This window comes from Streptomyces sp. NPDC102274, from assembly GCF_044766385.1.
Lineage (GTDB): Bacteria > Actinomycetota > Actinomycetes > Streptomycetales > Streptomycetaceae > Streptomyces.
The window spans coordinates 81325-107106 of record NZ_JBIWLW010000026.1 but is presented as its reverse complement, the minus strand read 5'-3'; the positions used below and the strand labels follow the sequence as shown (position 1 = coordinate 107106).

Annotated in this window: 16 protein-coding genes and 1 pseudogene; 6 read left to right on the top strand and 11 right to left on the bottom strand. The window is 70.9% G+C overall.

The features are described 5' to 3' along the window. Positions 1–89 precede the first annotated feature (89 nt). The 3 genes from ACIRQP_RS29415 to ACIRQP_RS29405 all read right to left on the bottom strand — a co-directional run bounded on the left by ACIRQP_RS29415 (position 90) and on the right by ACIRQP_RS29405 (position 5591). The gene (locus ACIRQP_RS29415; protein ID WP_403894927.1) at positions 90–1592 is read right to left on the bottom strand and encodes a maltokinase; all 1503 of its coding nucleotides are present in this window, start codon (positions 1590–1592) and stop codon (positions 90–92) included. A 280-nt stretch (positions 1593–1872) separates the two neighbouring features. Next, on the bottom strand, positions 1873–3597 hold the full coding sequence (gene treS, locus ACIRQP_RS29410) for a maltose alpha-D-glucosyltransferase (RefSeq protein WP_403894924.1): 1725 nt from the start codon (positions 3595–3597) through the stop codon (positions 1873–1875). Further along, positions 3594–5591, bottom strand: a complete 1998-nt coding sequence (locus tag ACIRQP_RS29405) for an alpha-1,4-glucan--maltose-1-phosphate maltosyltransferase (protein ID WP_403895004.1) — start codon at positions 5589–5591, stop codon at positions 3594–3596. The genes treS and ACIRQP_RS29405 overlap by 4 nt, the downstream gene beginning before the upstream one ends. A 629-nt stretch (positions 5592–6220) precedes the next feature. On the opposite strand from ACIRQP_RS29405, the gene glgP reads away from it, so the two are divergent. The 3 genes from glgP (at position 6221) to ACIRQP_RS29390 (ending at position 12110) form a co-directional block, all read left to right on the top strand. Continuing rightward, positions 6221–8803 carry an alpha-glucan family phosphorylase gene (glgP, locus tag ACIRQP_RS29400; protein WP_403894922.1) on the top strand — a complete coding sequence of 861 codons (2583 nt, stop codon included), beginning with the start codon at positions 6221–6223 and terminating at the stop codon, positions 8801–8803. A gap of 227 nt (positions 8804–9030) precedes the next feature. Beyond that, entirely contained in the window at positions 9031–10266 is a 1236-nt protein-coding gene (locus ACIRQP_RS29395) for an alginate lyase family protein (RefSeq protein WP_403894919.1), read from the top strand. A gap of 425 nt (positions 10267–10691) precedes the next feature. Then, a complete protein-coding gene (locus ACIRQP_RS29390; protein ID WP_403894917.1) occupies positions 10692–12110 on the top strand; it encodes a DUF2252 domain-containing protein in 1419 nt (472 codons plus the stop codon). Positions 12111–12213: 103 nt separating this feature from the next. Here the strand turns inward: ACIRQP_RS29390 and ACIRQP_RS29385 are convergent, their stop codons facing one another. From ACIRQP_RS29385 to ACIRQP_RS29375, 3 genes are all read right to left on the bottom strand, one after another. Beyond that, positions 12214–12624 carry a VOC family protein gene (locus tag ACIRQP_RS29385; protein ID WP_403894915.1) on the bottom strand — a complete coding sequence of 137 codons (411 nt, stop codon included), beginning with the start codon at positions 12622–12624 and terminating at the stop codon, positions 12214–12216. Between the two features lie 140 nt (positions 12625–12764). After that, a complete protein-coding gene (locus tag ACIRQP_RS29380) occupies positions 12765–13157 on the bottom strand; it encodes a helix-turn-helix domain-containing protein (RefSeq protein WP_403894912.1) in 393 nt (130 codons plus the stop codon). A gap of 33 nt (positions 13158–13190) precedes the next feature. Next, complete coding sequence (locus ACIRQP_RS29375; RefSeq protein WP_403894909.1) at positions 13191–14156, bottom strand: threonine/serine dehydratase; 966 nt, start codon at positions 14154–14156, stop codon at positions 13191–13193. 44 nt (positions 14157–14200) lie between these two features. On the opposite strand from ACIRQP_RS29375, the gene ACIRQP_RS29370 reads away from it, so the two are divergent. Further along, on the top strand, positions 14201–14902 hold the full coding sequence (locus ACIRQP_RS29370) for a TetR/AcrR family transcriptional regulator (protein ID WP_403894906.1): 702 nt from the start codon (positions 14201–14203) through the stop codon (positions 14900–14902). Between the two features lie 170 nt (positions 14903–15072). On the opposite strand, the gene ACIRQP_RS29365 is transcribed toward ACIRQP_RS29370, so the two are convergent. Both ACIRQP_RS29365 and ACIRQP_RS29360 read right to left on the bottom strand, forming a co-directional pair. Continuing rightward, entirely contained in the window at positions 15073–17106 is a 2034-nt protein-coding gene (locus ACIRQP_RS29365) for a M4 family metallopeptidase (protein ID WP_403894904.1), read from the bottom strand. Between the two features lie 415 nt (positions 17107–17521). Continuing rightward, positions 17522–18139: a TetR/AcrR family transcriptional regulator gene (locus tag ACIRQP_RS29360; RefSeq protein WP_403894901.1), complete on the bottom strand. Its 618-nt coding sequence runs from the start codon at positions 18137–18139 to the stop codon at positions 17522–17524. Positions 18140–18288: 149 nt separating this feature from the next. Here ACIRQP_RS29360 and ACIRQP_RS29355 point away from each other — a divergent pair, with 149 nt between their 5' ends. Beyond that, complete coding sequence (locus tag ACIRQP_RS29355) at positions 18289–19236, top strand: NAD(P)-dependent oxidoreductase (RefSeq protein ID WP_403894898.1); 948 nt, start codon at positions 18289–18291, stop codon at positions 19234–19236. Positions 19237–19428: 192 nt separating this feature from the next. Beyond that, complete coding sequence (locus tag ACIRQP_RS29350; RefSeq protein ID WP_403894895.1) at positions 19429–20625, top strand: alpha/beta hydrolase family protein; 1197 nt, start codon at positions 19429–19431, stop codon at positions 20623–20625. Positions 20626–20654: 29 nt separating this feature from the next. Here the strand turns inward: ACIRQP_RS29350 and ACIRQP_RS29345 are convergent. The 3 genes and pseudogenes from ACIRQP_RS29345 to ACIRQP_RS29335 all read right to left on the bottom strand — a co-directional run bounded on the left by ACIRQP_RS29345 (position 20655) and on the right by ACIRQP_RS29335 (position 25735). After that, positions 20655–21730: pseudogene (locus tag ACIRQP_RS29345) on the bottom strand (alcohol dehydrogenase catalytic domain-containing protein). Between the two features lie 175 nt (positions 21731–21905). Beyond that, positions 21906–23858 (bottom strand): ABC transporter ATP-binding protein, encoded by a 1953-nt coding sequence (locus ACIRQP_RS29340; RefSeq protein ID WP_403894892.1) that lies wholly within the window; start codon positions 23856–23858, stop codon positions 21906–21908. Continuing rightward, entirely contained in the window at positions 23855–25735 is a 1881-nt protein-coding gene (locus tag ACIRQP_RS29335) for an ABC transporter ATP-binding protein (RefSeq protein ID WP_403894889.1), read from the bottom strand. Before ACIRQP_RS29335 ends, ACIRQP_RS29340 begins: the two co-directional genes overlap by 4 nt. Positions 25736–25782: the final 47 nt, after the last annotated feature.

Genomic DNA, 25782 nt, shown 5'->3' with positions numbered 1-25782 from the left:
AGAGAGCGGGACCATGAAGGACAGAGGGACACGGAGGGGGACGGGGAGCGGAGAGTCGGGGGAGGCCGCCGGGCTCCGGCCGGGAGGCGTCAGGCGCCCGCGGCCAGCCGGCGGATCGCCGCCATCGGGACCGGCAGCCAGTCGGGGCGGTGCCTGGCCTCGTACAGGACCTCGTAGATCGCCTTGTCCGTCTCGTACGCGCGCAGCAGTTCGGGCTCCGCGCGCGGGTCGGTGCCGGCCGTCGCGTACCCCTCGCAGTACGCCTCCCGGCAGCGCGCCGCCCAGTCCGGGCGCCACGGCTCGTGGGAGCGGGCCGCGTAGTCGAAGGAGCGGAGCATGCCCGCCACATCACGGACCGGCGGCTGCGGGCGGCGGCGTTCGGCGAGTGGTCTGGCGGGCTCGCCCTCGAAGTCGATGACCGACCAGCGGCCGTCCGGCGTCCGCAGGGCCTGGCCCAGATGCAGATCGCCGTGGACGCGCTGCGCGGGCCGGCCGCGCCCTGCCTCGTCGAGCCCGGAGAGCGCGTCGAAGGCGGTCCGCAGCCCGGCGGCGTACGGCATGAGCGTGGGCACCGCGCGCGCCGCCGACTCCAGGCGCTCGGCCATCCCGTCGGCCAGTTGCGCGGTCTGCCTGCGGCCCAGTGTCACGGTCGGCAGCGCGGCGGCGAGCGCGGTGTGCACCTCGGCGGTGGCACGCCCCAGCGCATGGGCCTCCGTGATGAACTCCCTGCCGTGGGCGAGCGAGGAGAGGGCGAGCTGCCAGCCGTCCTGTGAGCCGCGCAGATAGGGCTGGAGGACGCCGAGTGTGAGCGAGTCACCGCTGCCCGAGGGGTCGGCGGCCTCGAACCAGCCGACCGGCGCGGGCACCCGCTCGCACCCCTCCGCGGCCAGGGCGAGCGGCAGTTCCAGATCGGGGTGCGGGCCGGGGAAGACCCGGCGCAGGATCTTGAGGATGTAGGCGTCCCCGTAGACCAGGGAGGAGTTGGACTGCTCGGCACCGAGCAGCCGGCCGCTGAGCCCGGCCGGGACGGTGCTCGCCCGGTCGAACCGCAGCGGCCCCAGCGCGCCCGGGGAGCGCAGCCGCTCCAGCAGCAGTTCGGCCAGGTGGGGGTCGTGCAGGCCCTCGTAGACGGTACGGCCGGTCAGCGGTCCCTGCGTGGCGTGGCCGATCAGCGCGGACGCGAGACGCGGCGGCAGCGCCTTCCGTACACCGAGCAGCAGCTGATAGCAGTCACCGGCCGGCGACGGGACTCCGGAGGGGGTCGAGGACGGCGACGAGGGAATCGACCGCGGCGGCCCGGAGGGGCCGCGCTGCTCGACCCGTACCAGCAGATGCAGCAGACCAGGGCCACCCGCGTCCATCGGCAGCAGTTCGGTGACCGTCACCGGCACGAAGCCGGTGACCGGACGGCCTTTGCCCGCGAACCAGCGCTGACGGGGCAGCCAGTCATGGAGCAGCGGAGCGAGCGAGCCGACCAGCGTTCTCGCGTCGGCGGGCGACAGGGCCGGCGACACGGGCGGTGCGACGGGGGGTGCGACGGGCGAAGCGGTTGCGGGGCGCGGCGTAATCCGGGTGGATGCAGCCTTCGACATGGCATCGCGTCCTTTCCCCGGGCACACCACAGGATGCGCAGAGTGTCCCGGATTGCGGCAATGGCTGTCCGGCTGTGCGGGACGTGTCGGGTGAGGATGATCCGTACGGATCGATTCCGTACGAACTCGATACGAATTTGATCGAATCGATCGAACTGGATGTGGAGGAGCGTGCCCCGTGCGGGGCGGTGGAAACCGCCCCCCGTCTGCCCGGCGGTGGCCGGCACGGCCGCCGCCGGGCCCGCCCCTCGGGCGGACGGCGCTATTTGTCGGACACGGCCTAGGAGACCGCGATGTCCTTGCGCAGCCGGAACCAGTAGAAGCCGTGGCCGGCCAGGGTGAGCAGGTAGGGCCACTCCCCGATCGCGGGGAACCGCACCCCGCCGATCAGCTCGACCGGACGGCGCCCGCTGAACTCCTTCAGATCCAGCTCGGTGGGTTGCGCGAAGCGGGAGAAGTTGTGGACGCAGAGCACCAGATCGTCGCCCTCGCCCTGCTGGGAGGGTGCCTCACGGAGAAAGGCGAGCACGGCGGGGTTCGATGACGGCAGCTCGTTGTACGAGCCGAGACCGAAGGCCGGGTTCTGCTTCCTGATCTCGATCATCCGCCGCGTCCAGTGCAGCAGCGAGGACGGCGACGCCATCGCCGCCTCCACGTTGGTGACCTGGTAGCCGTAGACCGGGTCCATGATCGTCGGCAGATAGAGCCGGCCGGGATCGCTGGACGAGAAGCCCGCGTTCCGGTCGGGCGTCCACTGCATCGGGGTCCGTACGGCGTCCCGGTCGCCCAGCCAGATGTTGTCGCCCATCCCGATCTCGTCCCCGTAGTAGAGGATCGGGGATCCCGGCAGCGACAGCAGCAGGGCGGTGAACAGCTCGATCTGGTTGCGGTCGTTGTCCAGCAGCGGGGCGAGCCGGCGCCGGATGCCGATGTTGGCGCGCATCCGCGGATCCTTGGCGTACTCCGCGTACATGTAGTCGCGCTCTTCGTCCGTGACCATTTCGAGGGTCAGCTCGTCGTGGTTGCGCAGGAAGATGCCCCACTGGCAGCTGGTCGGGATCGCCGGGGTCTTGGCCAGGATTTCCGAGACCGGGTAGCGGGACTCGCGCCGGACGGCCATGAAGATCCGCGGCATCACCGGGAAGTGGAACGCCATATGGCATTCGTCGCCGCCCGCCGTGTAGTCGCCGAAGTAGTCGACGACATCCTCCGGCCACTGGTTCGCCTCGGCCAGGATCACCGTGTCCGGGTAGTTGGCGTCGATCTCCTTCCGTACCCGCTTGAGGAACTCGTGGGTGGCCGGGAGGTTCTCGCAGTTGGTGTTCTCCTGCTGGTACAGATACGGCACGGCGTCCAGCCGGAAGCCGTCGATGCCCAGGTCCAGCCAGAAGCGCAGCGCCGAGACGATCTCCTCCTGCACCGCCGGGTTCTCGTAGTTGAGATCCGGCTGGTGGGAGAAGAAGCGGTGCCAGTAGTACTGCTTGCGCACCGGGTCGAAGGTCCAGTTGGACGTCTCCGTGTCGACGAAGATGATCCGGGCGTCCTGGTACTGCTTGTCGTCGTCGGCCCAGACGTAGTAGTCGCCGTACGGCCCGTTGGGGTCCTTGCGGGACTCCTGGAACCAGTCGTGCTGATCACTCGTGTGATTCATGACGAAGTCGATGATCACGCGCATACCGCGCTGGTGCGCGGCGTCGACGAACTCCACGAAGTCGGCGAGGTCCCCGAATTCGGGGAGCACCGCCGTGTAGTCCGAGACGTCGTAGCCGCCGTCGCGCAGCGGTGACTTGAAGAACGGCGGCAGCCAGAGGCAGTCCACTCCGAGCCACTGGAGATAGTCCAGCTTGGCCGTGATGCCCTTGAGGTCGCCGATGCCGTCGCCGTTGCTGTCCTGGAACGAACGCACCAGGACCTCGTAGAAGACAGCACGCTTGAACCAGTCGGGATCGCGGTCCTTGGCCGGGGTGTCCTCGAACGTGTCGTGGACGGGCTCATTGACGATCATGATGTGGGTGACCCTCCGATCGGCGGGGACGGTCGCAGAACCACGACGTGCGCGGGCGTGACGCCCGGCTCTAGGCGCACGTAGGTGGCTCTGCCCCAGTGATAGGTCTCGCCGGTGAGCTCGTCGCGCACCGGGACGGTCTCGTGCCGGTGGAGGCCGAGCCGCTCCATGTCCAACGAGACCGTCGCCTCCTGGGTGTGGTGAGGGTCGAGGTTGACGACCACCAGAACGATGTTCGTCTCCGACCGTTTGCTGTACGCGATGACCGCGTCGTTGTCGACGTGGTGGAAGTGGATGTCGCGCAGCTGCTGCAGGGCGGGGTGCCGCCGTCTGATCCGGTTGAGGGTGGTGATCAGCGGGGCGATGGTCCGGCCCTCGCGTTCGGCCGCTTCCCAGTCCCGCGGCCGCAGCTCGTATTTCTCCGAGTCAAGGTACTCCTCGCTGCCGGGCTTCGCGGGGGTGTTCTCGCAGAGCTCGTATCCCGCGTAGACACCCCAGGTGGGCGCCATCGTCGCGGCCAGCACGGCCCGTACCTCGAAGGCCGGCCGGCCGCCCTCCTGAAGATAGGCGTGCAGGATGTCAGGCGTGTTGACGAAGAGATTCGGCCGCATGTACGCGGCGGACTCACCCGACAGCTCCGTCAGATACTCGGTGAGTTCCCGCTTCGTGTTCCGCCAGGTGAAGTACGTGTACGACTGCTGGAAGCCGATCGCGCCGAGCGTGTGCATCATCGCGGGGCGGGTGAACGCCTCGGCCAGGAAGATGACATCGGGGTCGGTGCGGTTGATGTTCGCGATGACCTTCTCCCAGAAGAGCACCGGCTTCGTGTGCGGATTGTCGACGCGGAAGATCCGTACGCCGTGGGTCATCCAGTAGCGCAGGATCCGGCCGGTCTCCCGGACCAGACCGCGCAGATCGCTGTCGAAGGCGATCGGGTAGATGTCCTGATACTTCTTCGGCGGGTTCTCCGCGTAGGCGATGGAGCCGTCCGTGCGGTGGTGGAACCACTCGGGGTGCTTCGTGACCCAGGGGTGGTCGGGGGAGCACTGGAGCGCGAAGTCGAGCGCGACCTCCATCCGCAGGGTGCGGGCCGTCTCCACGAAGTGGTCGAAGTCCTCGATCGTGCCCAGGCCGGGGTGGATCGTGTCATGGCCGCCGTCGGCCGAGCCGATCGCCCAGGGCACACCGACATCCCCGGCGCCGGGAGTCAGGGAGTTGTTGGGGCCCTTGCGGTGTGTGGTGCCGATGGGGTGGACCGGCGGGAGGTACACGACGTCGAACCCCATCGCGGCGACGGCGGGCAGCCGTTCGGCGGCCGTCCTGAACGTGCCGCTCACCGGCGGCTCGCCCTTCTTGACGACCGCGCCCTCCGAGCGCGGGAACAGCTCGTACCACGAGCCGAAGAGTGCCCGCCTGCGCTCGACCAGCAAGGGAGCGGGGCGCGAGGAGCTGACCAGATCGCGCAGCGGATGGCGGGAGAGGATCGCGTCGACCTCGGGGGCGAGCGTGGCGTCGAGCCGGGCCCGCGCGGGCAGCGTCCCGTCGCGCAGGGTGTCCGCCGCGGCGAGCACGGTCTCCCGGCCGTCGCGTTTCGGTACGCCGTCGGCGGCCCGCTCGTACAGCGCGGCGCCCTCCGCGAGGACGAGAGCGATGTCGTGTTCGTCGGCGGCTGCCGGGATCTTGATGTGCGCGGCGTGGCGCCAGGTCGCGACCGGGTCGCTCCACGCCTCGACGGTGTAGGTCCAGCGGCCTTCCTCGGTAGGCGTGACCTCCGCGCCCCAGCGGTCGGTGCCGGGGGCGAGTTCACGCATCGGGGTCCAGGGGCCGGGGCGGCCACTGGGGTCCGTGAGGACGACGTTGGCCGCGACGGCGTCATGACCCTCGCGGAAGACGGTCGCGGTGACCTGGAAGGACTCACCGCTCACCGCCTTCGCGGGGCGTCTGCCGCAGTCGACGAGCGGGCGTACGTCCAGGACGGGAATGCGACCAATCAGCGGTTTCACTGGATCACCTGAGGGCTGTGCGGGCGTGACAGGCAGGGCGGGTGGAGCTGACCGATCGGAATGACCGGATCGGCCGGGTGGGGCCGGTGGATCGGGCGGGGCCGGTGGATCGGGTGGTGCGGGTGAAGCGACTGGTGCGGATGGATCGGGTGGTGAGGGTTCGGAGGATCTGCTTCCCTCGAAAGATCTGCTGTCTTTGCGAGGTTTTGATGTTCTTTGTAGCTGCTCGGTAGACGACTGGGAGGCTGCGGGCATGGCCGCTCCTGTCCGCGTTCACTCGAATAGCGCTGGAATCGTCCTCAATTGTGTGGGGACGCGCTCGTGTGCGGTGCGATGAGCATGCGTATGTGCCGGGTGTACCGGGGGAGCCTTCCCACTCTTTTCGGGTGGGCAATCCGGCGGATTGTTAAGTGCTGAGGCGTACAAGAACCGCCGGGGCGCACGATCACTAACAGCAAGGTTCAGGCCATGAATTGGGGGCAGGGCGCGGACACCCCCGGGTGAGTGCGCGCGTGCGCCGTGGTTGCGGAGGGTGAGGTGGGGCTACCGTCAAAGGGACGGCGGGTCGCACAACGTGGTGCGTCCCCTGTGGCTCGTATGTCCCTGCGAAGGTGGAACACGTGAAGGCAATCCGTCGGTTCACCGTCCGCCCCGTCCTGCCCGAACCACTCCAACCGCTCAGCGACCTCGCCCGCAATCTGCGCTGGTCCTGGCATACCGAGACCCGTGAACTCTTCGAATCCGCCGACCCCGCCTGCTGGCGGGCCACCGGCCGCGACCCCGTACGGCTGCTCGGGGCGGTGTCCGCCGCACGCCTCGCCGAGCTGGCCGGGGACCGCCCCTTCCTGGACCGGCTGACCACCGCCGCGGCCGGTCTCGACACCTATCTGCGCGGCGATCGCTGGTACCAGGAGCGCGCGGGCCAGGGCGCCGAGCTGCCCGCGGCCATTGGCTATTTCTCGCCGGAGTTCGGGGTCACCGCGGCCCTGCCGCAGTACTCCGGCGGCCTCGGCATCCTCGCCGGTGACCATCTCAAGGCCGCCAGCGATCTCGGCGTACCGCTGATCGGCGTCGGGCTCCTCTACCGGCACGGCTACTTCCGCCAGTCGCTCTCCCGGGACGGCTGGCAGCAGGAGCAGTATCCGCTCCTCGACCCCAACGAACTCCCGGTGACTCTGCTGCGCGAGCCGGACGGCACCCCCGCCCGGATCGTCCTCACCCTGCCGGGGCACCGCTCGCTGCGCGCCCGTGTCTGGCAGGCGCAGGTCGGGCGGGTCCCGCTGCTGATGCTCGACTCCGACGTCGAGGAGAACGGGCCGGGCGAACGCGAGGTCACCGACCGGCTGTACGGCGGCGGCAGCGAACACCGCCTCCTCCAGGAGATGCTGCTCGGCATCGGCGGGGTCCGGGCGGTCCGTACGTACTGTCGGCTCACCGGCCACCCCGCGCCCGAGGTGTTCCACACCAACGAGGGCCACGCCGGATTCCTCGGTCTGGAGCGCATCCGTGAACTGGTGGCGACCGGTCTCGGATTCGAGGCGTCGCTGGAAGCCGTCCGGGCCGGCACGGTCTTCACCACCCACACCCCGGTGCCCGCCGGGATCGACCGCTTCGACCGCGATCTGGTGGCCCGCCACTTCGGGGACGACGGCGAACTGCCCGGCGTGCCCGCCGAGCGCGTCCTCGGACTCGGCGTGGAGACCTACCCGGGCGGCGAGCCGAACCTCTTCAACATGGCCGCGATGGGCCTGCGGCTCGCCCAGCGCGCCAACGGCGTCTCCACCCTGCACGGCGCCGTCAGCCGCCAGATGTTCGCCGGGCTCTGGCCCGGCTTCGACCCGGCGGAGGTGCCCATCACCTCCGTGACCAACGGGGTGCACGCACCGACCTGGGTGGCTCCCGAGATGGCCCGTCTCGGTGACGCCGAGCGCGTCCCCGACGCCGATGTCTGGGCCGTACGGCGCACCCTGCGCGAGCAGTTGGTGACCGAAGTGCGCACGCGCCTGCACGCCTCCTGGCGTCAGCGCGGCGCCGAGCCCGCCGAGCTGGGCTGGATCGACGGCGTACTCGACCCGGACGTCCTCACCATCGGCTTCGCCCGCCGGGTCCCCTCGTACAAGCGCCTCACGCTCATGCTGCGTGACCGCGACCGGCTGACGGAGCTGCTGCTCCACCCCGAGCGGCCGATCCAGATCGTCGTCGCGGGCAAGGCCCATCCGGCGGACGACGGCGGCAAGCGGCTGGTGCGTGAGCTGGTGCGGTTCGCCGACGATCCTCGGGTGCGGCACCGCATCGTCTTCCTGCCCGACTACGGGATGGGCATGGCGCAGAAGCTCTACCCCGGCTGCGACGTCTGGCTGAACAATCCGCTGCGGCCTCTGGAGGCGTGCGGCACCAGCGGAATGAAGGCGGCGCTCAACGGCTGTCTCAACCTGTCGGTCCTGGACGGCTGGTGGGACGAGTGGTTCGAACCGGACTTCGGCTGGGCCATCCCCACCGCCGACGGCTCGGCCGCCGACGAGAACCGCCGGGACGAACTGGAGGCGAACGCCCTCTACGAACTGATCGAGGACCGCGTCGCGCCCCGCTTCTACGACCGCGGCGGAAGCGGACTGCCGGACCGCTGGATCGAGATGGTCCGGCGCACGCTGGTGTCCCTCGGGCCCAAGGTGCTCGCGGGACGGATGGTGCGTGAGTATGTGGAGCGGCTGTACGCCCCGGCCGCCGCCGCCCATCGCGCGCTGGACGCCGACACCGCCTCGGAGCTGGCGTCCTGGAAGTACCGCACGCGCACGCTCTGGCCGTATGTGTCGGTCGACCATGTCGAGGCGGTCGCGGCGACCGGCGTCGGCGGCGGGGCCGGCGGCGGCGCCGAGCTGGGCTCCACGCTCTCGCTGCGGGTGAGCGTCGGCCTCGGCGAACTGCGCCCGGAGGATGTGGAAGTGCAGGCGGTCGCGGGAAGGGTGAGCTCGGACGACACGATCGTGGACGCCCAGACCTTCCCGCTCAAGCCGGCCGGCGGGCCCGATCTGGACGGCCGCTGGGTGTACGAGGGCCCGCTCGCCCTGGACCGTACGGGCCCGTACGGATACACGGTCCGGGTGCTGCCGGCCCATCCGCTGCTCGCCACCAGCGCGGATCTGGGGCTGGTCGCGCTGCCGACGGAGACGACGGGGGAGGGCGCGGGCGTGCTGATGCGGTGAGGCGTACGTACGCGTGCCAGGGGCCGGACGTCTTCGAGGCGTCCGGCCCCTCGTGCGCGGGTGTCCAACCGGCTCGCGCTGTCGCCTGGTTGTCCAATGGTCCAGACCTTGACGTGTCCATGGGATGGTTCTACGTTCCTCACTCAACAACTGGTTCACAACTCAACCCCACGTTCATGTGGGTGAATCGAGTTGAGGAACGTCCAGCGACCGGAAGGCACCCCCACATGCGCCCCGGATCCACCCTCAGAGTCCTCGGACTCGCCACAGCTCTCGCCGGCGTACTCGCCGCCGCCTTCATGACACCCGCCTCCGCCGAGAAGGCGCCGGACGCCGCACCGGCCAAACCCGCCACCGCCGCGGTCGCCGCCGCGCCCGCCAACTTCACCCACCCCGGGGTGAACCTCAACACCGCCCAACTCGACTTCATCCGAAGCAAGGTGCAGGCCGGGGCGCAGCCCTGGAAGAGCGCCTACGACCAGATGATGGCCAGCAAGTACGCCAGCCTCTCGCGCACGGCCAAGCCGCGCGCGGTCGTCGAGTGCGGCTCGTACTCCAACCCCAACAACGGCTGCACCGACGAGCGCGAGGACGCGATCGCCGCGTACACCGACGCCCTCGCCTGGTACATCACGCGCGACGACCGCTACGCGCAGAAGGCGATCCAGCTCATGGACGCCTGGTCCAACTCCATCCAGGACCACACCAACAGCAACGCCCCGCTCCAGACCGGATGGGCCGGATCCTCGTGGCCCAAGGCCGCCGAGATCATCAAGCATGTGTACGGGAACTGGCCGAACGCGGGCCGGTTCAGCACGATGCTGCGCAATGTCTATCTGCCCGAGATCATCAACGGCTCCAACTCCAACGGCAACTGGGAGCTGACGATGATGGAGGCGGCGGTCAGCATCTCCGTCTTCCTCGATGACGGGGCGAGCTACGACAGGGCGATCAGCAAATACCTCGTCCGCGTGCCCGCCTACATCTATCTCGCCTCCGACGGCGCGCTGCCCAGGACGGTCCCGAGCCAGAACCTCAACACCCGCGACAAGATCGTCAGTTACTGGCAGGGCCAGGGGACCTTCATGACCGGGCTGACCCAGGAGACCTGCCGCGACTTCGTGCACACCGGCTACGGCATCTCGTCCGTCAGCCATGTCTACGAGACCGCGCGCCTCCAGGGCCAGGACCTGTTCCCGCAGGTCGGCGAGCGGCTGCGGCAGGCGCTGGGCTTCCAGGCCAAGTACGAGATCCAGGCCGAGCCCGTACCGTCCTCGCTCTGCGGCGGCAGCGTGAAGCGCGGCCTCGGGCCGATCACCGAGGTGGGCTACAACGCGCTGAACACCCGGCTGGGGTACGCGATGACCAACACCCAGCGGCTCACGGAGCAGCAGCGGCCGTCGGGGACGAACAATCTGTTCGTGGCCTGGGAGACGCTGACGAACGCGAGCAACCCGAACTGACTCCCTGACGTGCTCGTCGGGCGGTTCTCCTCGGTGTCGACATCGACGACGACCGCCTTGCCCGTCAGCCGGCCGTCCTGGAAGCACGGCCGGTACAGCGGAGTCGGGTCGTACTTCTCGGTCCGGTAGTACTCGCGGGTGTCGGCCCCGGCGCGCTCGGGGCCGACACCCGCGGGCGGACCGTCCACCGGGCAGCCGGGCAGCCGGGCAGCCGGGCAGCAGCGTCCGCGTCCGGATCCGGCCCTGTCCGGTCCATGGTTCCGGCGGGCGATGGTGGGGGATACGCCGGGATGCGGGCGGCGGGGGGCCACGGATAATGGACGTGAAGGGGCGAGGGCAGGGCGCGGCCGGGAGCAGCCGGGCGGGACCGCGGGCGCGCCTTCGCGCGCCGGCGCCACCGCACTCTCGGACGGGAAGTGCACGCCATGACCAAGGCCGGCGGAATCTCCGGTGACAGGCGGATTTTGTCGCCGCGTGAGCGGGCGGACAGGGGCAGGGCGGCACGCAAGAGAGCGCCGAGGTCCAGCCACGCCGGGTTCACCCCCGCCGGGGGGCGGCCGGATCCGGTGGACGTGGTCGAGGAACAGTCGGCCGCGCGCGTACCGGAACTCGTCCCCCTCCGCTACGGACGTATGACGGAGTCGCCGTTCCGTTTCTACCGGGGCGCTGCCGCGATCATGGCCGGCGATCTGGCCTCCACCCCCACCTCCGGCATCGGGGCGCAGCTGTGCGGGGACGCGCATCTGATGAACTTCCGGCTGCTCGGCTCGCCCGAGCGCCGCCTGGTGTTCGACATCAACGACTTCGACGAGACCCTGCCGGGCCCCTGGGAATGGGACGTCAAACGGCTGGCCGCGAGCCTGGTGATCGCGGGACGCGAGAACGGCTACTCGGCCGGGCAACGGGCGGAGATCGTCCGGGCCGCCGTACGGTCGTACCGCGAGCGGATGCGGCTCTATGCCGGGATGGGCCATCTTGAGGTGTGGTACGACAGCGCCGACACGGAACAGCTCCAGCGGCTGGTGTCCGGCAGGCTGAGCGCGAAGGGCCGGGGACGGGTGTCGAAAGCCGTGGCGAAGGCGCGTACCAGGGACAGTCTCCAGGCATTCGGGAAACTCACCCGGCTCCGGGACGGCGAACGCCGGTTCGTGGCCGATCCGCCGTTGGTCGTGCCGATCGACGACATGCGGGCGGGCGCCGAGCGGGACCGGATCTCCGGTGAGCTCCACGCACTCGTGGAACGGTACGCACGGAGCCTGTCCACGGAGCGGGCGCATCTGCTCAGGCAGTACCGGGTGGCCGACATCGCACGCAAGGTCGTGGGGGTGGGCAGCGTCGGAACCCGCTGCTGGATTCTGCTGCTGCTGGGCAAGGACGACGAGGACCCCCTGATCCTCCAGGCCAAGGAGGCCGACCACTCGGTGCTCGCCGCGCATGTCGGGGAGAGCGAGTACGACAACCAGGGACAGCGCGTGGTCGCGGGACAGCGGCTCATGCAGGCCGTCGGCGATGTCTTCCTGGGCTGGGACCGGGTGAAGGGGATCGACGGCCGCCGACGGGACTTCTACGTACGCCAGTTGCGTGACTGGAAGGGCATTTTCGTGCCGCAGATCATGGTGCCGAGAGGGATGCGGGTATTCGGCGAACTCTGCGGGGAAACCCTGTCCCGCGCCCACGCCCGGTCGGGCGACCGGATCGCCATCGCCGCCTATCTGGGCGCGGGGGAGGCGTTCGATGCCGCCCTGGCGGAGTTCGCGGAGAGCTACGCCGACCAGAACGAGCGCGACCACCGGGCACTGGTGGACGCGGTGGGGAAGGGGAGGGTGAGGGCGGAGGCGGGGTGAGGCCACCGGCGGCTCGGGCGCGGGTTCGCGCCGACGGGGAGCCGGATGGGGCGGGGCCCCACCCGCCACCGGCAGTGGCCGGCCGGTGGCGTGGGGGGACCGGTCAGGCCTTCGGCTGGGTGAAGCGGATGTTGTTGCCGAAGGGGTCGCGGAGGCCGCAGTCGATGCCGTACGGACGGTCGGTGGGTTCCTCGGTGAACTCGACGCCCAGGGCCAGCAGCGTCTCGTACGTCTTGCGGCAGTCGTCCGTGGTGAGGATGAGCGAGCCGCCCATCGCGCCCTTGGTCACCAGCTCGCGGACCTGCTGCGCCGTCTCCTCGGACATCGCCGGGGGGCCCGGCTTCTCCAGCAGGATCTGGCGTTCCGGGTGGCCGGGGACGTTGACGGTCAGCCAGCGCATGAAGCCCAGGTCGACGTCGGCGTTGACCTCCAGGCCGAGCTTGCCGACGTAGAAGTCGAGGGCCTCGTCCTGGTCGAGTACGTAAAGCTGTGAGTGTGTGATCGCGTTGAACATGTGTGCCACGCTACCGAGCGAGCCCGGCGAAAACTTATCCAAAACTGCTCAGTCGACAACTGCTCAGTCGGCGCCGGGGGGGCGGCACGGGCGGTGCGGGCAGTGCGGGCAGTACGCGGGGCACGGGGCAGCACAGGCGGTCAGGCGTGCGGCCGGGTCCACGCCTTCGTGAAGCACGTCGGTACGTTCGCGGCCGTCGCTTCCTTGCGGTACGCCCTCGGCGACCGGCCGACGATGTCGCGGAACGTACGGCTGAAGGTTCCCGGGCTGCCGAAGCCGACCTGGAAGCAGATGTCGGTCACACTGTGGTCGGTCTCCCGCAGCAGGGACATGGCGCGCTCGACACGGCGGCGCTGTAGGTAGCGGTGTGGTGTCTCGCCGAACGTGGCCCGGAAGGTGCGTGTGAAGTGCGCCTCCGAGACATGGGCGATCCGGGCCAGGGCCGGGACATCCAGCGGCTGCGCGTAGGCCCGGTCCATCGCGTCCCGTGCCCGAAGCATGCGGCGGTTGGTCTCTTCTGCGGCGCGGCTCACAGCGCCATCACACCATGGCCCTCCACCGGCCGGTCACGCACTCCCGTCCGTGCCCGCCAGCGACCCCACATCCGTGTTCGCCCCGCACAGCACCACGCAGATACGTTCGCCCTCCCCGGGGCGGTAGCCATACCCCTCTTCCCGCACGGTCAGCGCGGCGAGAGCCGTCGCCGCGGCGTGTTCGACCGCGAGGCGGTGGTCCGTCCACAACACACTGCGGGCGCGGATGATCTCCGCGTCCGGGACCAGGACGGAGCGCACGTCGTCGTGGCGCGCGGCGCGCAGCGCGAGCGTCGAGGCGCGGGCGGCGCCCAGGGAGTCGGCTGCCACGGAGTCGACCGGGCCATCGACCACCCGGCCTGCTTCGAGCGCGGCGTTCAGGGCGCGGCAGTTCTCCGGCTCGACCGCCACCGTGCGGCTGCCGTGGTGCCGCGCGGCGGTGGCCACCCCGGCGAAGAGCCCGCCGCCGCCCACCGCGACCACCACGGTGTCCAGATCCGGGATCCGCTGGTGGATCTCCTCCAGCAGGGTGCCCGCGCCCGCCGCGATCAGCGGGTGGTCGTACGCGTGCGAGGCGAGCGCGCCGGTCGTCGCGGCGAAGTCCTGGCACGCGTCCAGCGCCTCGGCGTACGACGCGCCGGTCAGCCGCACGTCGGCGCCGTACGAGCGGAGCCGTGCGACCTTCACCGGCGGCGCGGTCTCCGGGAGGAACACCGTGGCGGTCACGCTCTGCTGCTGGGCGGCCCACGCGCAGGCGAGTCCGGCGTTGCCGCCCGAGGCGATGGTCACGCCCGCGTCGGGGAGGGTGTCCTCCTCGCGGTGGGCGCGCAGGAAGTTCTGGGCGCCGCGCGCCTTGAAGCTGCCGGTGTGCTGGAGGTGCTCCAGGGCCAGCCACACCTGGGCGGCGCCGGGGTCGGCGGGCGCCACCGCCACGGGGCGTACGTGTCCCGCGATGCGGTCGGTGGCCTGCTTGATGTCGTCGTGGCTGAGTTCTCGCACCGGCTGCTCCTCGTTTCGATACGGTGTACCGTACGCTGGCTCGCATGCCCCGGCAATCCGCTTCCCTCGACTCCGCAACCCCCGGCCGCATCGCCGCGACAGCGCTCGCGCTGGTCGACGAGGAGGGGCCGGGAGCCCTGAGTTTCCGTACGCTGGCCGCCCGCCTCGGTATCGCCCACGCCACCGTTCAGCGCCGCTGCACGGATTTCGCCGGGCTGCTCGACCTCTGTGCCGACCATCTCGCGGCCGATCTGCCGGACATCCCGCCCGGTACCGACTGGGCCCGTGCCACCGAGGCGCGCTTTCGCCGGCTCTACGAGTCGCTGACCACTCATCCGGGTCTCCTCGCCCTGCGCGGCGGCCGGCCGTGGCTCGGGCCGCAGTTGCTGGGGCGGCTGGTGGAGCCGCAGATGGCCGACAGCATCCGGGCGGGGATGACGCCCGGGGAGGCGATCGCCGCGTACCGCCGCATGTATCTGCTCACCCTCGGCAGCGCGACCTTCGTCGATCACCGCGATCCGAAGTCCTCGCTGGCGGCGACCCGTAGCGCGCTGGCGGCGCTGGACCCGGAGGAGTTCCCCGTACTGACCGGGCATCTCGTCGCGATCCTGCCCGCCGTCGTGGACCACGAGGTCTTCTACGGCGCGCTGCGCCAACTCGTCCGCGCCGCCGACCCGGCCGGTCCCGACGCCGCCGACCCGGCCGGTCCCGACCGGCAGCGGATCGAGCCGCGCGCGGACGTGTGACCGACTCCCCCTCCCCGCCGCCGAAACCGCGACAGTCGCCTCCGCGATACCTGCCCCGCGGGGGCCGGACCCTCGCGCGCGGCGGTGCGGACGCGGAACCGCCCGGGGTGTCGTCACGCCCCGGGCGGTCCTACCGATCAGCCGATCAGCCGGTCGTTCGGTCGTACCGCTCAGCTCGTCGGGAAGGTGAGCTTGAAGCTGTTGATACGGCCCGTGTCCTGCGCCGCGACATCCTGGACCTTCAGCTGCCAGGTGCCGTTGGCCACCTCGGACGAGGCGTTCACGGAGAAGGTCTCCACGACATTGTCCGCGGAGTCGCTGCCGCTGGAGTTCTTCAGCCGGTACGCGGTGCCGTCCGGGGCGACCAGGTCGATGACCAGGTCACCGCGCCAGGTGTGCGCGATGTCCACGCCGACCAGGAGGTTCGTCGGGGCGTTGCCCGTGACTCCGGTGACGTTGACCGACGAGGTCACCGCGGCGCCGTTGTCCGGGATGGCGACCGATCCGGCGTTCTCGAAGACCGTGCCGCCCCCGCCGCCACCGGGGCGGGTGCCGACCGAGATACCGGCCCAGGCGTTCGCGACGGCCGTGTACTCGGCGCTGGTGGTGCCGTACAGCTCACCGGCGACCGCGAGCGTGCCGTTGCGGGCCGCCGCGTAGTTGGTCGTGGTGGTGAACTTCGTGGTGAGCGCCTTGAACCAGATCTGCTCGGCCTTCGCCCGGCCGATGCCGGTCACCGGCAGACCGTCCGAGGTCGGGGAGTCGTACGAGACACCGTTGACGACCTTGGCGCCGCTGCCCTCGGAGAGCAGGTAGAACCAGTGGTTCGCCGGGCCCGAGGAGTAGTGGACGTCGACATTGCCGATACCGGAGTACCAGAAGTCCTTGGACGCGCCGTCCTTGCTCGGCTTGTCCATGTAGCGCAGCGGGGTGCCGTTGCCGTTGATGTCGATCTTCTCGCCGACCAGGTAGTCACCCGGGTCCTGCGGGCTGTTGGCGTAGAACTCGACCGCCGCGGCGAAGATGTCGGAGGTGGCCTCGTTCAGACCGCCGGACTCGCCGCTGTAGATCAGCCCTGCGGTGGCGGCGGTGACGCCGTGGGACATCTCGTGCGCGGCCACGTCGATGGAGGTCAGCGGCTTGGCGTTGCCCGAACCGTCGCCGTACGTCATGCAGAAGCAGCTGTCCTGCCAGAACGCGTTGACGTAGTTGTTGCCGTAGTGGACCCGGGAGTACGCGCCGACGCCGTCACCGCGGATGCCGGTGCGGCCGTGCACGTTCTTGAAGTAGTCCCAGGTCTCCCCGGCGCCGTAGGCGGCGTCGGCGCCCGCGGTCTCCGCGTTGGACGCGACGCCGTTGCCCCAGACGTCGTCGGGACCGGAGAAGAGTGTGCCGGTGCCCGAGGTGCCGCGGTTCAGGTTGTACGTCTTGTGGCTGCCCCGGCCGGTGTCGGTCAGGTTGTACGTCGATCCCGACTGGACGGAGCCGACGGTGACCTGGCCGCTGTACTGGGTGTTGCCCACGCCATTGTTGACGGCCTGCCACTCGTACAGCTTCTCGCCGGTGGCGGCGTCGGTGACGACATGCAGCTCGTTCGGGGTGCCGTCGTGCTGGAGTCCGCCGACGACGGTCTCATAGGCGAGGGTCGGTGAACCCTGCGCCATCCAGACCACCTTGCGCGGCGCGCGCTCGGCCTCGGTCTTCTTCGAACCGTCCGCGGCGGCGGCGCCCAGCGCCTGCTTCTCGGCGACGGCCGGCGCGACGTCGGCCGTGGTGGCGACGTTCTTCAGCGCGGACGTGGACGCCTTGCTGACGGACTGGGTCGCGCCCGCCTTCGACGCCTCGACGACGAGGTCACCGCCGAGGACCGGAAGGCCCTGGTAGGTGCGCTCGTACCGGGTGTGCGTGGTGCCGTCGACGTCCTGGACGACATCGCGGACGACGAGCTTCTCCTGTGCCCCGAGGCCGAGCTCCTTGGCGGTGGCCGCCTTGGTCGCGTCGGCCTCGCGTATCAGCGCGGTGCGCTGGGCGGGGGAGAGGGTGCGCGGCAGCGCGCCGGGGTCCGCCTTGCCTGCGACGGGCGCAGCGGGCGCGCTGTCCGGCTGGGCGATGGCGGTGCCGGTCTGGACGCCGACGGTGAGGAGAGCTGCTGCGGCGATCAGAGCGCCGGTCGCGGTGGCGCGTCGGCTGAGCGTGGGTCTCACGCGAACTCCTTCTGCGAGGGGGGTTCCGGGCAGCTCGGTGGGCCGCCCGGACAGTGCACGCGGAGCAGGTGGTGCGGAGAACGGGGGAAGAGTGGCAGGCGTGACGGCTCGCTGTCAGGAGCGCGTCAAGAAGTTGGCCGGAATTCGTCCGCTGCCCGAAAGGCCCTGTTCGTTAAGCGGACGTTTCGTCGATCATCACGGCGGTGTTGCCGGAGGTTCGCGATGGTCGGATCCGGACAGGGTGCGGAGATGTGGCGGGTGGCGCGCGATGCCGGGGATTGTGAACGGGGTGTGGTGCGAGGGACAGGTGTGCCCCGACTCGACCGCCATGGAGTGTGGCTCGTTCCGTACCGTCGGCTGTCCGTGACAGGAGCGGGCCGTGGTGCGCCGCTCGCGCCGCCCGGACCGCTCCGACTCAGTCGGGCCGGTACGAGCTGATCAGCCGGGCGAGATGTGTCCCCGCCGTGCGCAGCGGCTCTTCGCTCCTGGACACCTGGGCCGCCAGCTCGGCGCCCTCCAGCGCGCTGATCACCGTATGCCCCAGGCTCCGCGCGTCCTCGTCGGGGATCCCGGCGCGGCGGAGCGCGTCGGTCACGATCCCGCGCCAGTGCTCGAAGGCCAGTGCGGCGGCCCGCTGGATGTCGGGTGCGCGGCCGGCCGTCCCCAGGGCGGTGGCCGTGACCGGGCAGCCGTCGATCCAGTCGGAGGCGCGCAGGCCCGTCGCGAGATGGTCGGCGCAGGCGATGACCGCCCTGGCCGGGTCCTGTTCGCCGTCCAGCACCTCGCGCAGGATCGTGGCGAACTCCCGGTCGCCGTGATCGATCGCGGCGACGGCCAACTCCTGCTTCCCGCCGGGGAAGAAGTGGTAGACGGAGCCCAGTGTGGCGTTGGCCTCCTGGGCGATCTGCTTGATCCCCGCCCCGTCGTACCCCTGCCGCTGCATCAGCCGCGAGGCCGCCCTGACGACCCGTTCGCGGGTGCCGAGCGTGGGCTGCGGGTCCCTGTCCGAGTGGTGCCGCGCGGTGGTCTTCACCGGGTCAGCGTATCGGATAGAGCGTTCGTTCTAGAGGCGTGCTAGGTTCTGGACCGTCGCTGGATAGAGCGTTCGTTCTAGTGGTGGCGCGTTTCAGCCACGCGTTCCGGCGACGCGTTCTGGAGAAGTCGTTCTGGAGGGGAAGTCCCATGAGTAAGCAGGCAGTCACGCAGGCCACCCCAGTCACGCAGGCCAATCCAGTCACGCGGGCCGCGCCGGCCGCGCCGGTCACCGTCATCGGGCTGGGGCCGATGGGTCGGGCCATGGTCGGCGCGTTCCTGGACGGCGGCCATCAGGTCACCGTGTGGAACCGGACCGCGAGCAGGGCCGATGAACTGGTGGCACGGGGCGCGGCCCGCGCGGCCACGGTCGACGAGGCGCTGGCCGCCAATGAGTTGGTGATCCTCAGCCTGACGGATTACGACGCGATGTACGCCCTCCTCGGGCCCGCCACCGGCGCGCTCGCCGGCCGGGTCCTCGTCAACCTCAGCTCCGACACCCCCAAGAGGGCCCATGAGGCCACCGCCTGGGCGGCCGAGCACGGCGCCCGTCATCTCAGCGGCGGGGTGCAGACGCCGCCCTCGGGCATCGGGAAGCCGGAGTCGGCCACCTTCTACAGCGGCCCCAAGGACGTCTTCGACGAGCACGCGGCCACCCTCGGCGTACTCACCGGCACGGACTACCTCGGCGAGGACCCGGCCCTGGCACCGCTGTACTACCAGCTCCAGATGGATATCTTCTGGACCGCCATGACGAGCACCCTGCACGCCCTCGCCGTGGCCCGCGCGCACGGCATCTCCGCCGGGGACTTCCTGCCGTACGCCGTGCCCACGCTCGCGTCGCTGCCGGACTTCCTCGCGTTCTACGCGCCGAGGATCGACCGCGGCGAGTACCCGGGCGATGTGGACCGGCTCGCCATGGGGGTGGCGAGTGTCGACCACGTCCTGCACACCACCAGGGACGCGGGGGTCGACACGACGCTTCCGGCGGCGGTCCTCGACGTGTTCCGGCGCGGGGTGACGGCGGGTCACGCCGCCGACAGCTTCACCAGCCTGATCGAGGTCTTCGGGCACGGACCGGCCACTACGGGGGTGTGACCGGGCGTCCGACCGCGGGGGTGTGACCGGGCGTCCGACCGCGGGGGTGTGACCGGGGGTCCGACCACGGGGATGTGACCGTGGGTGCGTCGACCCCGACTCCGCCGTACAGCGGGGGGTGGGGGGGAGTCGGGGTCGGGTCGGCCCGTGGTCTGACGCGCCGGTCCGGCCGCCCCGTCTAGCGTCGCAGGCATGAAGCGACTTCACCGTACGGCGACCGCCGCGGCACTCGCGCTCCCGGTCGTCGCGGCCGGTACCGCCTCGGCGTTACCGGCTCCCGGTCAGGCGTCCGTATCCGTCACCGCGCCCGCCACGCCCGGTTCCGCGGCCAGGGCCGAGGCGCCCCAACTGCCCCGGCCCACCGGCCCGTACGCGGTCGGGCGCGACACGCTGCACTTCACGGATCACGCCCGCCCCGACCCCTGGGTGCCGGAAGCGGGCGCCCGCGAACTGATGGTCACCATGTACTACCCGGCCCGCGCCGGTACAGGCACGCCGGCCCGGTACGCCACCACCGAGGAGATCCGGCTGCTCCTTGAGTCCCAGAACCTGGAGGACGCCGCCCCGCCGGAGGCACTGAGCGCGACCGGCGTCCACAGCCGCGCCAACGCCCGCCCCTCAGGCGGCGGTTTACATCCCCTAGTGGTGCTCTCCCCGGGCTTCACCATCTCCCGCTACACCCTCACCAGCCTCGCGGAGGACCTGGCCAGCCGCGGGTACGTGGTCGCCGCCGTGGACCACGCCTACGAGTCCGTCGGCGCGGCCTTCCCGGGTGGCCGGATGCTGACCTGCGTCGCCTGCGACAAGCTCAAGGAGACCAAGGACTACAGCATCGCCACCACGGTCCGCGCCCAGGACGTGTCCTTCCTCCTGGACCGGCTGACCGGCGGCCAACCGGCCTGGCGACACGCCCAGTTGATCGACAAGAAACGGATCGGCATGGCCGGACACTCGCTCGGGGGCGCGAGCGCGGGCTCCGCCATGGCGGGCGACAGCCGCCTCCGGGCGGGCATCAACATGGACGGGTCCTTCCACGGCTCCGTACCCGACCAAGGGCTCGACGGCCGCCCCTTCATGATGCTGGGCACCGACGACGAGACCCACCGCCCCGGCGGCGAGGACGAGAGCTGGGACACGGCCTGGGAACGCCTGGACGGCTGGAAGCGCTGGCTGACCGTCGCGGGCGCGGACCACTTCACCTTCACTGACACCCCGTTCCTCTCCGAGGAGTTCGGCCTGCCCGCGCCGGAGCTGTCCGCGAAGCGCTCGATCGACCTCACCCGCGCCTATGCCGGTGCCTTCTTCGACCAGCACCTGCGGGGCATCCCGCGGTCTCTGCTGGACGGCCCGACGGCGGCCAACCCGGAGGTGCGGTTCAACAACCCCTGACCGGCGGGTGGGAGCGGGGCCGGGGCGCGTCAGCGGGGGGTGAGCACCATCCGGAAGCGGGCGGCGCCGGAGAGCATCCTCTCGTACGCTTCGGCCGTCCGCTCCAGCGGCACGACCTCGGTCATCGGGCTGATCCCGTGCAGGACGCTGAACTCCATGGTGTCCTGCACGTCCTGCGCGGTGCCCGCCGCATGGCCGCGCTGAACTCCATGGTGTCCTGCACGTCCTGCGCGGTGCCCGCCGCATGGCCGCGGATGATCCGGCCGGGCATCAAGAGCTGGGCCGAGGTGATGCCCATCGGCTCGGGGGCCGCGCCGATGAGGACCAGCTCGCCCCGGTGGGACAGCCCGTCCACGCTCGCCGTGATGGCGTCGGCGTTGGCCGCCGTGGCCAGGACGACCTTGGCGCCGCCGAGCGCCCGCAGCGCGTCCGCGACGGGGACGTCCGCGGTGCTGTCGATGTAGTGGTGCGCGCCGAGCCGCCCGGCGAAGTCCGCCTTGGCGGCTCCGCGGGCGATGGCCACGGTCTCGAAGCCCATCGCGACCGCGTACCGCACCCCCAGATGGCCCAGGCCGCCGATGCCCAGTACGGCGACCAGATCACCCGCCCGCGCGGAGCTGCGCCGCAGTCCGTTGAACGTGGTCACTCCCGCGCAGGCCATCGGTCCCGCGTCCGTCGCCGCCAGCGCGTCGGGGATCCGGGCCAGGGCGTCGGCCGGGACGATGACCGACTCGGCGAAACCGCCGTCGTACGTCCATCCGGGGACCTTCAGGTTCTCGCACACCATGAAGTCGCCCTGGCGGCACGGCACGCAGTGGTGGCAGCTGCCGCCGAACCATCCCACCGCGACCCGGTCGCCCACCTGCCAACCGGTCCGCGTCCCCTCGCCCAGCTCCTCGACATGCCCGGCGATCTCATGTCCGGGGACCACCGGAAACCGTAGGCCGGGCCGCAGCGCGTTCACGAAAGTGCTGTCGCTGTGACAGATGCCGCAGGCATCCACGGCCACCCGCACCTGCCCCGGCCCCGGCCGCTCCACCTCACGCTCCACCAGTTCGAACGGCCCGCCGGCGGTGGCGACCTGCGCGACCCGATAGATGCTCATCTGGATCTCTCCGGGGTACGGACGGGAACGGAGGGTGCGGAGGGTGCGGACGGGTACGGACGCGACGCCCCCGAACCAGCAGACCAGCTCCGCGCCGGTCACGCGCGCCGAGTGAAGCAGGCGAGTGCACCCGGCGCGGGCAGGCGGGCGGGCCGGCGCCGGGCGCGGGCCCCGGTCAGACCAGGCTGTCGCGCCAGGCCCGGTGGAGGCCCGCGAAGCGGCCCGTGCCGGCGATCAGGTCCTTCGGGGTGCCGTCCTCGACGATGCGGCCGTGTTCCATCACCAGCACCCGGTCCGCGATCTCGACCGTCGACAGGCGGTGCGCGATGACCACCGCCGTACGGCCGTGCAGGACCGTGTCCATCGCGCGCTGGACCGCGCGTTCGCCCGGGATGTCGAGGGAACTGGTCGCCTCGTCCAGGATCAGGACCGCCGGATTCGCCAGCAGCGCGCGGGCGAAGGCGACCAGTTGGCGCTGGCCCGCGGAGATCCGGCCGCCGCGCTTGCGTACGTCCGTGTCGTAGCCGTCGGGCAGGCCGCTGATGAACTTGTGGGCGCCGATGGCCTTCGCCGCGCGTTCGATGTCCTCGCGGGAGGCGTCCGGGCGGCCCAGGGCGATGTTCTCGGCGACGGTGCCGGAGAACAGGAACGCCTCCTGGGTCACCATCACCACCCCGCGCCGGAGCTCCGGGGTGTCCAGCTCCCGCAGATCGACTCCGTCGAGGAGGATCCGGCCCTCCGTCGGGTCGTAGAACCGCGCCAGCAGCTTCGCCAGCGTGGACTTGCCGGCGCCCGTCGAGCCCACGACCGCGACCGTCTGGCCCGCCGGGATCGTCAGGCCGAAGCGGGGGAGGACCTCGCCGCCCGTACGGTACGCGAAACTCACCCCGTCGAAGACGGCCTCACGGCCCGGGAGCTCGCCGCTGAGCGGGGGCAGTGTCCGGGGGTTCGACGCCTCGGGCACCGTGGGCGTCTGGGCCAGCAGACCCGCGATCTTCTCCATCGAGGCCGCCGCCGACTGGTACGAGTTGAGGAACATCCCCAGCCGGTCGATGGGGTCGTACAGCCTGCGCAGATACAGCACGGCCGCGGCCAGCACACCGAGCGCGAGCGTGCCGTCCGCCACCCGGTAGGCGCCCCACAGGACGATCGCGGCGACGGCGGTATTGGCGACGAACCGGGATCCGATCACATACCGGGCCATCTCCAGCAGCGCGTCGCCGTTGCTGCGTTCGTGGCGGTGGTTGAGCGTGTGGAAGTCCGCGTCATTGGCGCGCTCGCGCCGGAACGCCTGCACCGGCCTGATGCCGTTCATCGTCTCCGCGAACTTCACGATCACGGCCGCGATCGCGGTGGAGCGCCGGCCGAAGACCACTCCCGCCCGCCGCTGGTAGACCCGTACCAGCAGATACAGCGGTACGAAGGAGAACACGGCCGGTGACCCGATCCCCACGTCCAGGTAGAGCAGCATCGCCGAGATGTAGACGAAGGCCAGCACCACACCGATGAGTTCCTGGAGGCCCTCGCCGAGCAGCTCGCGCAGCGACTCCACATCGGTGGTCGACCGGGAGATCAGCCGCCCGGAGGTGTAGCGCTCGTGGAAGTCCAGGCTCAGCGCCTGGGCATGGCGGAAGATCCGGCCGCGCAGATCGAGCAGTACGTCCTGGTTGACCCGGGCCGCGACCCGGATGAAGGCGTACTGGAACACCCCCGAGCCCACCGTGCAGATCAGATACCCCGCCCCGACGGCGTACAGCGGACCGTTGTCGCCGTCGCGGAAGGCGGGCACACCGCGGTCGATGGCGTACGCGACGATCAGCGGGCCCGCTTGGGAGGCGGCCTGCTGGAGCAGCAGGAGCAGCGCGGCCAGCGCGACCCTCCCGCGCCGGACCTTCAGCAGGGACCGCAGCAGGGCGCCGGTCGCGCCCGGGGGCGCGGGCAGGGCGTCCTGGCCGAACGGGTCGTCGGCCGCCGTGGCGTCGGCCGCCGCCGCGTGGGTCTCGACGGCGTGGGTCTCGACGGCGCCGGGCGCGCCGGGTGACGCGGGGGAGTCCTTGCCGCCCGGCCCTGACGGGCCGTTCGCGTCCGGGCCCGGCGCGTCCTGGCCCGCGGTGGTCGACGTCGTCATCGGATGCTCTCCTCAACAGCCGCGGACCCGGACCCGGACCCGGCTCCCGCCTCGGAATCCGCTCCGGCCGCGGAATCCACCACGGACCCCGCCCCGGGATCCCGCTCCGCGCCGGACATCAGCCACGCGTACTCCTCGCTGCTCCGCAGCAGCTCCTGATGGGTGCCGACGGCGGCGATCCGGCCCCCCGAGATCAGCGCCACCCGGTCGGCGAGCAGCACCGTCGACGGCCGGTGCGCCACCACCAGCGCCGTGGTCTCCTTGAGCACCTGCCGCAGCGCGGCCTCCACCAGCGCTTCCGTATGCACGTCCAGCGCGGACAGCGGATCGTCGAGCACCAGGAAGCGCGGCCGGCCGACCACCGCCCGTGCCAGCGCGAGCCGTTGGCGCTGGCCGCCGGAGAGGCTGTGGCCCTGCTCGCCGACCTCCGTTCCGGTGCCCTGCGGCAGATCCTTGACGAACCCCGCCTGGGCCACGTCGAGCGCCCGTCGCAGCGCGTCCTCGTCGGCGTCCGCCGCGCCCATCAGTACGTTCTCCCCGACGGTCGCCGAGAACAGCGTCGGCTCCTCGAACGCCACCGACACCAGTTCCCGCAGCCGCTCGCGCGGCATCAGCGCGATGTCCTCGCCGTCCAGCGTGATCCGCCCGTCGGTCACTTCGTGCAGTCGCGGTACGAGGGCGGTCAGCGTGGTCTTGCCCGAACCGGTGGCCCCGACGACGGCCATGGTCTCGCCGGGTCTGATGTGCAGATCGATACGCTCCAGGACGGGCGTGGAGCCCGCCTCGGCGTCCGGGTACCGGAACGAGACCCCCTCGAAGCGCAGCCCGCCCCCGGCTTCATGACCCGAGGTCTCTCCGGACGCGTTCCGCGACGCGTCCCGCGCTTCCTCCGGTACGTCCATCACCTCGAAGAACCGCTCGGTCGCCGTCGCCGACTCCTGGCTCATCGCCAGCAGGAACCCGATCGACTCCACCGGCCACCGCAGCGCCAGCGCCGTCGACAGGAACGCGACCAACGTGCCCGTCGAGAGTCCGCCGTCCGCGACCTGGATCGTGCCCAGCACCAGCGCGGCGGCGACGGCCAGTTCGGGAATGGTCATGATCACGGCCCAGATGCCCGCCAGCAGCCGCGCCTTCTCCAGCTCCGTCTCGCGCAGCCGCCGCGTGTGCGCGAGGAACGCGAGGGACTGGCTGCGGTGGCGGCCGAACCCCTTGATGATCCGGATGCCGAGCACACCCTCCTCGACCACCGTCGTCAGATCACCCACCTGGTCCTGCGCGCGGCGCGCTACCAGCGCGAACCGCGACTCGAAGAACGAACAGACGATCACCAGCGGCACCACCGGGATCATCAGCACCAGCCCCAGCGACCAGTCCTGCATCAGCAGAATCAGGAAACCCGCCAGGATCGTCGTGGCGTTGACCAGCAGGAACGTCAGCGGGAACGCCAGGAACATCCGCAACAGCATCAGGTCCGTCGTCCCGCGCGAGAGCAGCTGACCCGACGGCCACCGATCGTGGAAGGCCACCGGCAGCCGTTGCAGATGCCGGTAGAGATCCGCCCGCATCGCCGCCTCCACACCGGCCAGTGGCCGCGCCACCAGCCAGCGGCGGAAACCGAACAGCACCGCCTCGACGATCCCCAGCACCAGCAGGATCAGCGCCCCGAGCCAGATGCCCCGGGTGTCCCGGTCCGCGACGGGACCGTCCACCATCCACTTCAGTACGAGGGGGAACACCAGCCCGAGACAGGAAGCGACGATCGCGACAAATGCCGCGCTGAACAGGCGTACGCGCACCGGTCGTACGTACGGCCACAGCCGTAGCAGAGAGCGAACGGAGGACCGGTCCTTGGTGGCTGCATGTGTGTCGGACATCAGGAGCGAGCCTACGGTTCGCCACTGACATCGCTCATGTGATTTTT